This is a genomic window from Massilia sp. UBA6681, from assembly GCF_002454935.1.
GTDB lineage: Bacteria > Pseudomonadota > Gammaproteobacteria > Burkholderiales > Burkholderiaceae_D > Telluria > Telluria varians.
Window position 1 is genome coordinate 1 of the sequence record NZ_DKJX01000049.1, and the last position, 14010, is coordinate 14010.

At 65.3% G+C, this 14010-nt stretch carries 9 protein-coding genes; 2 read left to right on the forward strand and 7 right to left on the reverse strand.

The genetic code is table 11. The features are described from left to right. From B2R83_RS06915 to B2R83_RS06945, 7 genes are all read right to left on the reverse strand, one after another. Positions 1 to 816: sugar kinase (locus tag B2R83_RS06915; RefSeq protein WP_292039538.1), on the reverse strand; the 816-nt coding region annotated here is incomplete at its 3' end. A 113-nt stretch (positions 817 to 929) separates the two neighbouring features. Next, positions 930 to 1685 (reverse strand): SDR family NAD(P)-dependent oxidoreductase, encoded by a 756-nt coding sequence (locus tag B2R83_RS06920; RefSeq protein ID WP_292039540.1) that lies wholly within the window; start codon positions 1683 to 1685, stop codon positions 930 to 932. A gap of 24 nt (positions 1686 to 1709) precedes the next feature. Further along, complete coding sequence (locus tag B2R83_RS06925) at positions 1710 to 2744, reverse strand: LacI family DNA-binding transcriptional regulator (protein WP_292039541.1); 1035 nt, start codon at positions 2742 to 2744, stop codon at positions 1710 to 1712. A 239-nt stretch (positions 2745 to 2983) separates the two neighbouring features. Beyond that, the gene (locus tag B2R83_RS06930; RefSeq protein WP_292039544.1) at positions 2984 to 5716 is read right to left on the reverse strand and encodes a TonB-dependent receptor; all 2733 of its coding nucleotides are present in this window, start codon (positions 5714 to 5716) and stop codon (positions 2984 to 2986) included. A 79-nt stretch (positions 5717 to 5795) separates the two neighbouring features. Continuing rightward, entirely contained in the window at positions 5796 to 6590 is a 795-nt protein-coding gene (locus tag B2R83_RS06935) for a polysaccharide lyase family 7 protein (protein WP_292039546.1), read from the reverse strand. Positions 6591 to 7198: 608 nt separating this feature from the next. Then, positions 7199 to 8200: a gamma-glutamyl-gamma-aminobutyrate hydrolase family protein gene (locus tag B2R83_RS06940; RefSeq protein WP_027867888.1), complete on the reverse strand. Its 1002-nt coding sequence runs from the start codon at positions 8198 to 8200 to the stop codon at positions 7199 to 7201. A 145-nt stretch (positions 8201 to 8345) separates the two neighbouring features. Next, positions 8346 to 9260 carry a response regulator gene (locus B2R83_RS06945; RefSeq protein ID WP_292039552.1) on the reverse strand — a complete coding sequence of 305 codons (915 nt, stop codon included), beginning with the start codon at positions 9258 to 9260 and terminating at the stop codon, positions 8346 to 8348. A 154-nt stretch (positions 9261 to 9414) separates the two neighbouring features. On the opposite strand from B2R83_RS06945, the gene B2R83_RS06950 reads away from it, so the two are divergent. Together B2R83_RS06950 and parC are read left to right on the forward strand one after the other, a co-directional pair. Beyond that, positions 9415 to 11412: a DNA topoisomerase IV subunit B gene (locus tag B2R83_RS06950; protein ID WP_292039554.1), complete on the forward strand. Its 1998-nt coding sequence runs from the start codon at positions 9415 to 9417 to the stop codon at positions 11410 to 11412. A 177-nt stretch (positions 11413 to 11589) separates the two neighbouring features. Beyond that, positions 11590 to 13917, forward strand: a complete 2328-nt coding sequence (parC, locus tag B2R83_RS06955) for a DNA topoisomerase IV subunit A (protein ID WP_292039556.1) — start codon at positions 11590 to 11592, stop codon at positions 13915 to 13917. The last annotated feature ends 93 nt before the right edge of the window (positions 13918 to 14010 follow it).

Below are 14010 nucleotides of genomic sequence, written 5' to 3' on the forward strand. Positions count from 1 at the left end.
GTCGCCGGCGCCGACGGTGTCGACCACGCGCGCCACGCGCTGGCCGGGCGCAATGCCGCGCCCCTCGGCGCTGGCGTAGAAGGCGCCTTCCGGCCCCAGCTTGACGACCACCTGGCGCGCGCCGCGCGCCAGGTAGAAGTCGGCGATGCCTTCGGCATGCGCGCAGCCGGTCAGCAGGCGGCCCTCGGCCAGGCCGGGCAGCACCAGGTCGGCCTGCGCGGCCAGTTCATTGAGCGTCGTTACCATCGCGGCCTGGCTGCTCCACAGGCGCGGACGCAGGTTGGGGTCGAAGCTCACGAGGCGGCCGGCCCGGCGCGCCTGCGCCGCCAGGGCGAACACCAGGTCCCGGCAGCTGCCCGACAGCGCGGGCGAGATGCCTGTCAGGTGCAGCAGTCGGGCCTGCACCGCCAGGCCGGCCGGGATGTCGGCGCTCGACATGTGGCTGGCGGCGGAACCACGCCGGAAGTATTCGATCTCAGGGTCGCTGCCATCGACGGCCATCGACTTGAGCATGAAGCCGGTCGGATAGCGCCCGTCCACCCGCACATGGCGCAGGTCGATGTGCTCGGCCGCCATGAAGTCGAGCAGATGGCGTCCCAGGCTGTCGGCGCCCAGGCGGGACAGATAGCCGACCCGGAAACCCAACCTGGCCAGGCCGACCGCCACGTTGAGCTCGGCCCCGGCGCTGGCGCGCTCGAACTGGCTGACCTGGGCCAGCGGGAGCGCTTCGCGCGCCATCAGCAAGGCCATGGCTTCGCCGACGGTGAGCGCGTCCAGGCCGGCGCGCTCGGGTTCAGGGTGGACTGCTTGGTTCATGGCATACGCTTTTCTTCTCGTGCCGGCAAGGGACATGGCGACGACGCGGGCAATACGGGGCCGGCGGCGCCCAGCAGGGCGCCGTCCGCATTGCCGTCATGCTGGCGTGAAGCTCAGTAGAGCCCGAGGCCGCCGTTCACCTGGATGATTTCGCCGGCCAGGAAGGCGGCGCGCTCGGAGGCGAGGAACACCACGACGTTGGCCACATCGTCGGGCTGACCTTCGCGGCGGGCCGGGGTGCGCTCGGCGATGGCGAGGCGGTTGGCCGGGGTGTTGAAGGTGTCGTGGAAACGGGTCGCGATCAGGCCCGGCGCGACGCCGTTGACGCGCACCCCGCTGGGCCCGACCTCCTTGGCCAGCGCGCGGGTGAAGGTGGCCACGGCCGCCTTGGACGAGGCGTAGTGCGCCGAGCCGGGGCCGCCGCCGTCGAAGGCCGCCAGCGAAGACATGGTGACGATCACGCCCCCCTTGCGTGGCTCCATGCGCTTGAGCGCGGCCTGGCAGATCAGGAAGGTCGAGGTCAGGTTCAGGTTCATCGACTCGTTCCACAGCGACAGCGGCATCTCGGCCACGCGGCAGCGCTGGATCAGGCCGCCGATGTTGGCGAACAGGACGTCAATGTCGCCGATCGAGCCTTCGGCCTCGGCATAGACGCGCTCGGCGACCTCGGCGTCGGTCAGGTCGGCCTTGATCGCCTGGGCCCGACGCCCCATGGCGCGGATCTGCGCCACCACTTCGTTGGCTTCGTCGCTGCTGCTCCAGTAGGTCAGCACCACGTCGGCGCCGGCTTGCGCCAGCGCCAGCGAGGTGGCCTTGCCGATGCCCGATGCGCCGCCCATGACGAGTGCGCGTTTGCCGCTGAGTTCCATATCGTTCTTTCTAAAAAGTGTGTGTCAATGCTTGGGCGCCGCCGTCGATTGCCGGACGATCAGCTCCGGCGCGAACAGTTGCTCGGACGAGGCGGCGTGCGGCGCCAGGATGCGCTGGACCGCCGCATCGGCCATGGCCTGGATCGGCTGGCGCAGGGTGGTCAGCGGCGGATCGTGCGCCGCCGAGAAGAAGATGTCGTCGATGCCGATCAGCGAGAAATCTTCCGGTATGCGCTTGCCCAGCTGCTTCAGGCCGACCCCGATGCCGATCGCCATCATGTCGTTGATGGCGATCGCCGCCGTCGGTGCGCCGGGCGCGGCCAGGATGCGGGCCGCCGCCGCCCGGCCCATCTCGAACAGCTGGGTGTCGCCGTGCGGGTCGCTGGGCGCATCGGAAGGATCGGCCAGCACCACTTCGCCGTGGATGCCCGCGCGCGCGATCGCCTGCTGGAAGCCGCGCACCCGCTCCTGGCGGTTGAGCGTGAACGGCGGCGGCGTCACCAGGGCGATGCCGCGGTGCCCCAGCCCCGCCAGGTGCTCCACCGCCATCGCCGTGGCGGCGGCGTTGTCGACCGAGATCGTGCCGATGCCGGTATGCTGCTCGTCGGTCGGCTTGATGTCGAAGGCCACTACCCGGCAGCGCTCGGTGACCGAGGCGAGATGGCCGGTGTCGTTCAGGGCCGAGCCGGTGATGATGCCTTGCACGCCGTAGGACAGCAGGTCGGCCATCACCGCGCGCTCGCGCTGCGGGTCGCGAAAAGTACTGAAGGTCATGACATGGCATTGGTAGCGCGCCGCCGCTGCCTCCACCGCGCAGGCCAGCGAGCCGAAGAACTGGTTCGCCAGGGAGGGCACCAGCAGGCCGACCATGGCGGCGACGCCGGTCTTGAGCTGGCGCGCCGCGTTGTTGGGCCGGTAGCCCAGCTGCTTGATGGCTTGCGCGATCTTCTGCCGGGTGTCCGGCCGCATCTGTTCCATCCGGTTGTTCAGGAAATTCGAGATGCTGGAGGCCGATACTCCCGCCAGCCTTGCCACATCCTGAATCTTGGGTTCGCCCATGAAGTCCTCGTATCTTGCTATTGATATCGCTGCCGATATCGCCGTAGAAATGTGCTGAAAATCCGCACCCGCACGGACGATAAATGCTTTGCAGTTTCTTGTACATCGCGGACTGGCGGCAATGTCGTGACCAGCCAGGCCGGGATGAACTGCAACGATTTACTGAATCGATTTAGTCAGCTTACCTCATTTCACATCGAAGTCAACAGCAATTTACCTGGGTCATGAAAAGCGCCGGCTCAGAAGTTGTAGGTCACGCGGCCAGTCAAAGTGCGTCCCACCGGGCTGGCCATGCCGCTGGCGTAGCCTTCGTTGCGGTAGTTGGCCACCGGTGGATCGCGGTCGAACAGATTGTTGATGCCTGCTACGACCTTCAGGTTGCGAATGCCGGAATAGCTGAGCGACCAGTTATAGACCCGGTAGGAGTCGATGCGGTGATAGAACAGCGAGTTGGCATTGCGGTCCTCGAAACTCTGCTTGTACTGTTCGTTCAGGGTGGAGCTCCAGTCGCCCTTCGGGCTGGTCCATTTCACCGAGGCCCCGTACTTCCAGCGGAAATTCATCACGTTCGAGTCCAGCGGGCCGAACTTGTTGATGCTGGAGAGCCACGGGCTGCCGTCCTCGAGCTGGGTATCGAAGCGGTGCAGGTAGGTGCCGTCGAGCTGGACACCGAAGCGGCCCCAGGCGGTGCGCGGGAAGGTATAGGTGGCGGTGACGTCGACGCCGTCGGTGCGCAGCCCGCCCAGGTTGGTGCGGCGGTCATCCACCCACAGCAGGTTGTTGTTGGCGTCACGGATGAACAGGTCGGTGTAGGCCGGATTGGTGAACAGCGAAGCCTGGGACAGCTGGCCGATCGCGTCGCGCAGCTTGACACTGAAATAGTCGAGCGAGACCAGCAGGCTGCGGGTCGGGGTGAACACCACGCCGAGATTGACGGTGGTGGAACGCTCCGGGCCGACGTTCGGGTTGGCGCCGGTATTGATCGGCTGCTTCGAGGCGCACACCCGGCTCGGGTTGTAGCCGGGCAGCGCGGTGCCGCCGGTACTGCCGCCGGCCGGACCGCCAGGGCACAGCAGCGGATCGTTGTAGTTGTCGCTGGTCAGGCCGGTCGGACCGTTCGTCGCGCCGAAATAGCGCTCACTCAAGGTCGGGGCACGGAAGCCGGTCCCGATGGCGCCGCGCAGCATCACCATCTCGTTGGCCTTGTAGCGGAAGCTGAGCTTGGGGTTGGTGGTGGAGCCGAAATCGCTGTAGTGGTCGGTACGCACCGCCATGTTGACGTTCAGTGCCTTGCTGAACGGCAAGTCCAGTTCCGCATAGGCCGCGACCACGTTGCGCGACGCCCTTTCGTTGGCTGCCGCGGTGGTGCCGGTCTGGCCGCCCGATTGCACGACGGTATCGGGGATCGAATGGTAGGCCGCGTCGTGGTAGGCATTGGCGCCCAGCGCCAGCATCATCTTGCCGCCAGCCATGTCCATCAACTCGCGGCTGCCGCCGAGATCGATGCCGTGCAGGCGGTTCAAACTGGAATCGGCGGTCTGGCCATTGGTCGAGATGCTGTCCAAGTAGGCGCGGCCCTCCTCGTTCTGCAGGCCGAAGGGGTTCAGCTTGCCGTTGGCGACGCCGGCCAGCAAGCCATAGCTGTTGACGAAGCCGGAATGGAAGGTGGTATGGGTCCGGTACATGACGCTGTACAGGCCGGCACGGTAATCCCAGGCGCCCACGCGGCCGTCGGCTTCCAAGTTGATGCGCGCGGTGCGGGTGTCGTAGTTCAGCACCGTCGGGCCGAGATCGCCCATCAGCGACCAGGCCAGCGTCAGGGTCTGGTTGGTGATGCCCGGCATGGCCGGCGTGATGCCCTTGCCCGGATAGTAGGGGCTGGTCGGGCCGATGGTCAGGGCCGGGAAATTCGGGATCGAGGCGGCGATGCCGTAAGTGGGATTCTTCACCGGCCGGTTATAGATCGACGAATACAGCACCGATGCCGAGACCCGGTGGTCGGGGTTGACCTGGATGCTGCCCTTGCTGAACAAGGATGCCTGCCGGCCCTCCTTGGTCAGGGTCAGGTTGTTGGCGTTGTTCAGGGAATAGCAGGTGTTGCTGGTGCCCGGCACCGTATAGGGCGGCAGGCAGCCGCTCGCGTAATAGGGGTTGCCGGTGATGGTGAGGTTGCCGACCTTGGTCGAGCCATTGGCCAGCAGGACATTGGCGGGCACGGCATGGGTGCCGCGGGTGGCCCTGAAGGGCGTGAAGCCGGCGGCCTGGCGGCGCTCGTCCGTGGTCAGGTGGGGGCGGGCGTCCTGCGGCAGCGCATTCTGATGGTTCAGGTCGGCGGTGACGTAGACATTCCAGCCGTCCTTGGCCAGGTCGCCCTTGCCGGCGATGAAACTCAGGCCCTTGGATTGCCCGCCGCCGTTCCTGACCGGCGAAGTTCCCTTGACGGTGACCGAGGCCCCGGTGTGCGAGCGCTTGGTGACGAAATTGATCACGCCGCCGATCGCGTCGCTGCCGTAGATCGACGAGGCGCCGTCGCGCAGCACCTCGGTGCGGTCGAGCGCGCTGACCGGGATGACGTTCGGATTGATCGCGGCATCGTTGAGCCGCTTGCCATCGATCAGGACCAGGGTGCGCGCGTTGCCGATGCCGCGCATGTTGGCGCTGTTGCCGTTGCCGGCGGTGGTGTTCGGCTGGTAGGTGGAGGCGGTCGACATCGACATCAGGATGTCGTCGATGGTCAGCATGCCCTGGGCGATCCAGTCCTCGGCCTTGACGACCGTGACCGGTAGGGCCTGATCGGCCACCGCGCGCTTGAAGCTGGTGCCGGTGACCTCGACCTTGTTCATTTCCGGCTGCGCCGATATGGCCGGAGCCTGCTGGGCCTGGCTGTTGCCCGCCATCGCGAGCAGGGCAAGGGCGATGGCCGATACGATCGGGCGTGGGGCGTGAAATTGGTTCTCGTTACAGATGCTCACAGCGATAGTCTCCTAGAATATTTTTCTGTTGCAGATGCAAACCTGGATCCGGCGGGCGGCGCCCGGCCGTCGCAAGCGCTTAGTGGCGCTCGAACTTCGTTTCCTTGAAACTGATCAGGCTGTCTCCGATGCCATGGCGCTGGTAATACGCATCCCAGACCGCCGGCTTGCTCGTCATCGCCCCCGTGTCCGGCTCGCGTGCCTGCAGGTAGTCGCCGAACTTGAAATAGATCTTGCGGGTATCGCTCTTGACCCGGGTGCGCGGGGTTTGCAGCAGACCATGCTTGGCGGACTTGACCGCGACACTGGCCTCGCCGCCGTCGAAGCGGACGTCAAGGGCGAACTGTTCGCCCGACTTGACCGTCCCGAGGGCAGTGGGAACGTCCCTGCCGCTGGTGTCGCGGATGCGCGCGACGACATCGAACACGCCATTGCCCGCCTTGCCGTCGAGCGCCGGCTCGGCGATGTCCTGCACATAGACCTTGACGATGGTCTCGATGCCTACCACATGGTATTGCGCTACGATGGTCCGGGCGCCGGCCGGCAGAGTCGGCGTCACCAGGGCCGAGAAATGCTCGCGGGTTTGCTCGACAGGAAGACGATTGGCGTCGCTGATCTTCAACTCGTTGCGGTAGCCATGGCCGTTCGGCGTGACATGCTTCGACGCCATCGCGCTGAAGTTCAGGGTGCCGTCGTGGGGCATCGAATACGGCGTGCGCCCCTCCAGTTCGAACAGGCTGTCCAGGGCCTCCCGGGAAGTGAAGTTCTGGCCATCGGGCGTCCCGGGCACGCCTGCTGGAACGGCTTGGGCGACCGCCGCCAGCAAGCCGGCGCAAACGATCGACAGACCAAGGGTGCGTTGCGTGATGCTCATGGTAATCCTTATGGTGGGATGTCTAGGGAAGTGAGTGCCGTGCCCGGCTTCAGGGCCGGCAGGGAGACAAGGATGATGCAGAGCGCCACCCGAACGGGCGCGAGGCAGTCGCCATTAACGCGGCCGGTAAGCTGCGTTGGATGAATCGGCGCGATCCGGCGCCGGTCGGCGCGAGAGCGGCAAGCCAGTGCAAGCACTGCGGTAAGGTCATGCCAGAGTCTCCAGTTTCTTGTTTTATGACTAGTAAAGTCTTATTGCAAAAAGCGGTCGACCGGCCATGATCTCGATAAAATCCGGCATCGACAAAATCTGCAACGATTTACTGCAACGTTACAGAAAATAGCTCGATTTTTGCATTATTGCAACATGATAATAAAAATCGCTTTGTTCTCGTCCCGCAGAAGTCGCTGCTTCCCAGGGAATATCAACTATAACGATTTACTGCAACGATTTAGAAGGTTATCAGAAAAAGGATGTGAGTCAACAGTTTTTTATTTGATGTGGTCAGGAATCAACGCATGCTGCGCGACAGGCATGTAGCGACAAAGACCTACGAGAAGGCCCGGCATGCCCGGGCGGCGCTTGCCAAGGCAGTCATGGCGAGATGTTTACAACCTGGTCTCGCGCGCCGCGCGCAGGAATTCGTCCAGCACCGGCGTGCAGTCGAGCAGCTCGACGCCGCCGGCGCGATGGAATTCCGGGTGCCACTGCAGGCCCATGACGAAGTCGGCCCGCTCGTAGCGGATCGCCTCGACGATGCCGTCGGGCTCGGAATAGGCCTCGACACGGATGTCGCGCCCCAGTTCCTTGACCGCCTGGTGGTGGATCGAATTGACGATCGGCCGTTCGACACCGTGGAACATCTTGCCGAGCGAGGAACCGGCCGGGAAGCGGATCGCATGGCGGTGCGCATCGTAGATGTCCTGCACGTGGGCCAGGGCATCGGGCACGTTGGTGAGCACGTCCTGGTAGAGCGTGCCGCCGAAGGCGACGTTGATCAGCTGGCAGCCGCGGCACACGCCCAGCACGGGTTTACCCGCGTCGACGAATTCGTGCAGCAGCTCGAGCTCGTAGACGTCGCGTGCGCGGTCGCCGCTCCACTCGGGCCGGGTCGGCACCTCGGAATAGGTCTGCGGCGCCACGTCCGCCCCGCCCTGCAGCACCAGCCCGTCGAGGTGGCGCGCATAGTGGCGCAGGGTGATGTTGCTGGGATGGAGCAAGCCGTTCGTGTTCACGGTGGGGATCATGAACACCAGTACGTCGCGCGACATCACCCACTGGGCAATCGATTCTTCGAGGTATTGCAGGTTCTTGCTGAGCAGGCCCCGGGCGCCGGGTTCCGGATGGAAGATGCGCGCCGACACCCCGATATGCAGGGTACGGTGCATGAAATCGCGGTTGAAGCGTTCGCGCAGGGCGCGCCAGCGCGAGCCGATGACGCGCCCGGCCAGCGCCAGCGGTGTGTCGCCGTCGCGCTGGTACTTGGCATGCCCGCGCATGGTCTGCCCCTGGGTCGCGCGCCGGTCCGGCACCCGCACCGGGGCTTCGGGACGTTTCTCGATCGGGGGGCCGGGCACTTCCGGAGGTGGTGTCGGTTCGTCTTGCGCCATGACTAGCAATATAGCCGCGCCACGGCCGCGCACGATTTGAAGTTGTTACAAAAAGCTCATCGCGCCGCGTGGGCATGTTGCAAAACCGGCAGCTTGCGGGATTTCCCGTTTCGGTTGATACTGTATGCAATTACAGTAGTTTTTATTAAGGCTTATTGAGCGGCAAGGCTAGAAGCTTCTGGAAGGTAGCCAGCAGGTGGCGGTCGGCCACGGGTTTGTCGAGCAGTCCGCGTACGCCGGCATCGCGGGCGCGCAGGCTGTCGTACTTGAACGATTGCCCAACAAGAAACAGCACGGCGGTACGCCCTGCCCCTTCCTGCGACTTGATGGCGCTGCTCAGGCTGTACGGTTCGATGCCTGGAGCGCAGGTGTTGATCATGACCAGCGACACCGGCGTCTCGTCGCACAGGCGCACGGCGGCGCGGCTACTGTCGGTCCATTCGACCGGCCGGGCGGTAGTGCCCGGGGCGAGGCAGGAGGTGATGGTGGCGGGATTGCTGGACGTAGTGCTCAAGGGATTGACAAAGGTGTTGGCAACGACGCGCGCCACATGGTCACGGAAGGCGCCGCCCTTGTCGATGATGAGTACGGCGCCATCGGGCGGCCCCTGGCGCAGGCGCGTGTAATAATCCGGCGCCTCGGTGTCCGGCGCCAACCGCGGCCTTCGGCGCCGCTCCGGCAGGCAGCGTTCGCCGCGCGCGGCCAGGGCTGCCAGCGCCTGCACGCGGGTATCGAGCAGTTCGGCCAGGGCTTCGTACAGGCTGGCAGGGTCGACGGGACACGGCAGGGTGCGGCGCCCGTTCTCGCCAGTGGCGCCGTCGCCGCCGATCTGGAGGATGGGCTGCAGTGCGCCGGGCGGCAGGCAGGCCAGGCGCGCCAGGGCGGCCGGATTGGCGCCATCGGCGATGTACAGGTCGGGTTCTTGCAAACTGTCGTCGTGAAGGCAAAAATACGACGGCCCCGGCAGCGGGGCCTGCGCCAGCAGGCTCTCGAGCTGGGCGCATTCAGGGGGCGCAAAACCGACCAGGCGGACGGAAAACGGATATCTGCTTGCGGGCATCGCTTTTCAGCCTTTCCGTGGGCACTTCCGGGTCACATCGTTTTAATCTAGCACAATGGTGCAGACTAACAAGCACGTTTGGCATCTCAAAAATGGCCAACTTTCCGCGTGACAAGAGATAGAATGCGCAAGCATTGAATTTACACATACCAGCATGGCTTCCAAGAAACCCGCATCTGACTACAGCGAATCATCCATCCGCGTCCTCAAAGGACTCGAGCCCGTGAAACAGCGTCCGGGCATGTATACCCGGACCGAAAACCCGCTGCACATCATCCAGGAAGTGATCGACAACGCCTCCGACGAGGCGCTGGGCGGACACTGCAAGAACATCGCCGTCACCCTGAACACGGACGGCTCGGTCACGGTCGAAGACGATGGCCGCGGCATCCCGGTTGGACTGCACCCGGAAGAAAACGTGCCGACGGTCGAGATCGTCTTCACCCGCCTGCACGCGGGCGGCAAGTTCGACAAGGGCTCCGGCGGCGCCTATGCCTTCTCGGGCGGCCTGCACGGCGTCGGCGTGTCGGTCACCAATGCGCTGTCCACGCGCCTGGAAATCACCGTCTGGCGCAAGGACGATGAGGGCAATGGCGTCCACGAACTGGCCTTCGAGAACGGCGACCTGGTCGAGCCCCTGACTTCGCGCCCGCCTGAACGGGGCGGCAAGAAGAACGGCACCCGCGTCACCGCCCGTCCCGACCCGAAGTACTTCGATTCGCCGAACATTCCCCTTGGCGACATGCAGCGCCTGCTGCGCTCGAAGGCCGTGCTGCTGCCGGGCGTGACCGTCACGCTCACCAATGCCAAGACCGGCGACGTCCAGACCTGGCGCTATGACGAAGGCCTGCGCGGCTACCTGACCGAGGCGCTGGCCCAGGCCTCCAACGGCCAGACCCTGATCCCGCTGTTCGAGGGTGCGCAGTACGCCGCGCTCGGTGACGAAGGCTTCGCCGAAGGCGAAGGCGCGGCCTGGGTGGTGGCCTGGACCGAGGAAGGCAGCGTGGTGCGCGAGTCCTACGTCAACCTGATCCCGACCGTGAGCGGCGGCACCCACGAGTCCGGCCTGCGCGACGGCCTGTTCGGCGCCGTGAAGAGTTTTGTGGAGATGCACTCGCTGCTGCCGAAGGGCGTCAAGCTGCTGCCGGAAGACGTGTTCGCACGCGTCTCCTTCGTGCTGTCGGCAAAAGTGCTGGACCCGCAGTTCCAGGGCCAGACCAAGGAACGCCTGAACTCGCGAGACGCGGTCAAGCTGGTCTCGACCTTCACCCGCCCGCCGCTCGAGTTGTGGCTGAACCAGCACGTCGAATACGGCAAGAAGCTGGCCGAACTCGTCATCAAGCAGGCGCAATCGCGCCTGCGTTCGCTGCAGAAGGTCGAGAAGAAGAAGTCCTCGGGCGTGGCCGTGTTGCCGGGCAAGCTGACCGATTGCGAATCGACCGACATCACCCGCAACGAGCTGTTCCTGGTCGAGGGCGACTCGGCGGGCGGCTCGGCCAAGATGGGCCGCGACAAGGAATTCCAGGCCATCCTGCCGCTGCGCGGCAAGGTGCTGAACTCCTGGGAGACCGAGCGCGACCGCCTGTTCGCGAACAACGAGATCCACGACATCGCGGTGGCGATCGGCGTCGACCCGCACGGCGTCGACGACAATCCCGACCTGACCGGCCTGCGCTACGGGAAGATCTGCATCCTGTCCGATGCGGACGTGGACGGCTCGCACATCCAGGTACTGCTGCTGACGCTGTTCTTCAGGCACTTCCCTGCCCTGTTCCGCAACGGCCACATCTGCGTGGCGCGTCCGCCGCTGTATCGCGTCGACGTGCCGGCGCGCGGCAAGAAGCCGCTGCAGAAGCTCTACGCGCTGGACGACGGCGAGCTGCTGGCCATCGAGGACAAGCTGAAAAAAGAAGGCCTGAAGGAAGGCGTGTGGAGCATCTCACGCTTCAAGGGCCTGGGCGAGATGAATGCGGAACAGCTGTGGGAAACCACCATGAACCCGGACACCCGCCGCCTGTTGCCGGTCGCCTTCGGCCAGTACAGCCTGGCCGAGTCGGGCTCGCGCTTCAACATGCTGATGGGGAAAGGCGAAGCCGCCGCCCGCCGGGCGTGGCTGGAAGAACACGGCAACGAAACGGAAGCGGATATCTAAGCGAGATATGTGAGCAGTCTGCACGCAAAATTGGATCCCGGCCTGCGCCGGGATGACGTGCAAAAGTTAGTGGTCATAGCACCGTTAGCCTAAAGACCGTCGTTCCGGCGAAGGCCGGAACCCAAGTTTGCTTGAGCAGCCACCAGCACTAGCCGCCCAAGAAACGAACAAACAATCATGACGACGCAAGCAAGCCTCTTCGAACAACAAAACGCGCCTTCGGACGACACCGAGACGCTCACTCTATCCACCTTCGCCGAGCGCGCCTACCTCGACTACGCCGTCTCGGTGGTCAAGGGCCGCGCGCTGCCGGACGTCTCGGACGGCCAGAAGCCGGTCCAGCGCCGCATCCTGTACTCGATGCACGAACTGGGCCTGGGCCACACCGCCAAGCCGCGCAAATCGGCCACCGTGGTCGGCGACGTGCTCGGTAAACTGCACCCGCACGGCGACCAGTCGGTGTACGACGCGCTGGTGCGCATGGCCCAGGACTTCTCGCTGCGCTACCCGCTGATCGACGGCCAGGGCAACTTCGGCTCGCGCGACGGCGACGGCGCCGCGGCGATGCGCTATACCGAAGCGCGCCTGACGCCGGTGTCGCGCCTGCTGCTCGACGAACTCGACATGGGCACGGTGGACTTCCAGCCGAACTACGACGGCTCCACCACCGAGCCGCGCCAGCTGCCGGCGCGCCTGCCGATGGTGCTGCTCAACGGCGCCTCCGGCATCGCGGTCGGCATGGCCACCGAGATCCCCTCGCACAACCTGCGCGAAGTGGCGACCGCCGCCGTGGCCCTGATTCGCAACCCGAAGATGACCCATGCCGAGCTGATGACCCACATCACCGGTCCGGACTTCCCGGGCGGCGGCCAGATCATCACCCCGGCCTCGAACATCGCCGACATGTACGCGACCGGCCGCGGCTCGCTCAAGGTGCGCGCGCGCTGGAAGATCGAAGAACTGGCGCGCGGCCAGTGGCAGGCGGTGGTTACCGAGCTGCCGCCGGGCTGCTCGGCCCAGCGCGTGCTGGAAGAAATCGAGGAACTCACCAACCCGAAGGTCAAGGCCGGCAAGAAGGCCCTGCTGCCGGAGCAGCTGGCGCTGAAGCAGACCATCCTCGGCGCGCTCGACACCGTGCGCGACGAATCTGGCCGCGAAGCGGCGGTGCGCATCGTGTTCGAGCCGAAGTCGAAGAACCAGGACCAGAACGAGTTCATGCTGATGCTGCTCGCGCATACCTCGCTCGAGACCTCCAGCCCCATGAACCTGGTGATGATCGGCGGCGACGGTCGTCCGCGCCAGAAAGGCCTGACCGACATCCTGCAGGAATGGATCGACTTCCGCTTCGTCACCGTGCGTCGCCGTACCGAATTCAGGCTGGGCAAGGTCAACGACCGCATCCACATCCTGGAGGGCCGCGAGACCGTCCTGCTGAACATCGACGAAGTCATCGCCATCATCCGTAACTCGGATGAGCCGAAGGCCGCGCTGATCGAGCGCTTCCGCCTGTCGGAGCGCCAGGCCGAGGACATCCTCGAGATCCGCCTGCGCCAGCTGGCGCGCCTGGAAGCGATCAAGATCCAGCAGGAGCTGGCCGAGCTGCGCAGCGAAAAGGAAAAGCTGGAAGACATCCTGAATAATCCGTCCAGCATGAAGCGCCTGATCATCCGCGAGATCGAGCAGGACGCCAAGCAGTACGGCGACGAGCGCCGCACCCTGATCGAGGAAGCCGAGCGCGCCGTGGCCGAGCAGAAGGTCATCGACGAGCCGGTGACGGTGATCGTGTCCGAGAAAGGCTGGGTGCGCGCGCGCACCGGCATCGGCCACGACCCGGCGCAGTTCACCTTCAAGGCCGGCGACTCGCTGCTCCAGGCCTTCGAGTGCCGCACGGTCGATTCCCTGATCGGTATCGGCAGCAACGGCAAGTCCTTCTCGGTGCCGGTGGCCGCCCTGCCGGGAGCGCGCGGCGACGGCGTGCCGATCACCACCCTGGTCGACCTGTCGGGCGGCGTGCGCATCCTGCACTACTTCGCGGGCAACCCGGAGACGCGCCTGCTGCTGGCCTCGTCGAACGGCTTCGGCTTCATCGCCAAGGCCGGCGACATGATCAGCCGACTGAAGGGCGGCAAGTCCTTCATCACGCTCGACGAGGGCGCCGTGCCCCTGGCGCCGCGGATCGTGAGCGACACCGCCGGCGCGATCGCCTGCCTGTCCGAGAAGGGCCGCGTGCTGGTATTCGGCATCGACGAGATGAAGGTGCTGACCAACGGCGGCCGCGGCGTGACGTTGATGGAACTGGAGCCGAAGGAAACCCTGCTGGCGGCGCAGCCGATCAACCAGAAGGGCGTGAACGTGATCGGCACCTGGGCCGGCTCGAAGCCGCGCACGGTGGAGCTGTTTGCCTCGGGCCTGGAGCCGCACTTCGGCAAGCGCGCGCGCAAGGGCAAGCCGCTGTCGGCCAAGCTCAAGGCGCAGGACCTGGCGATGCGGGCGACCGACGCTTGATCGGTTTGAGCGGGTAGTGGAGAACGCCGGCTTCGAGCCGGCGTTTTATTGTGGTGTACGCTAACGTTCGCTATGTCCAGCGAACTTAGGTTC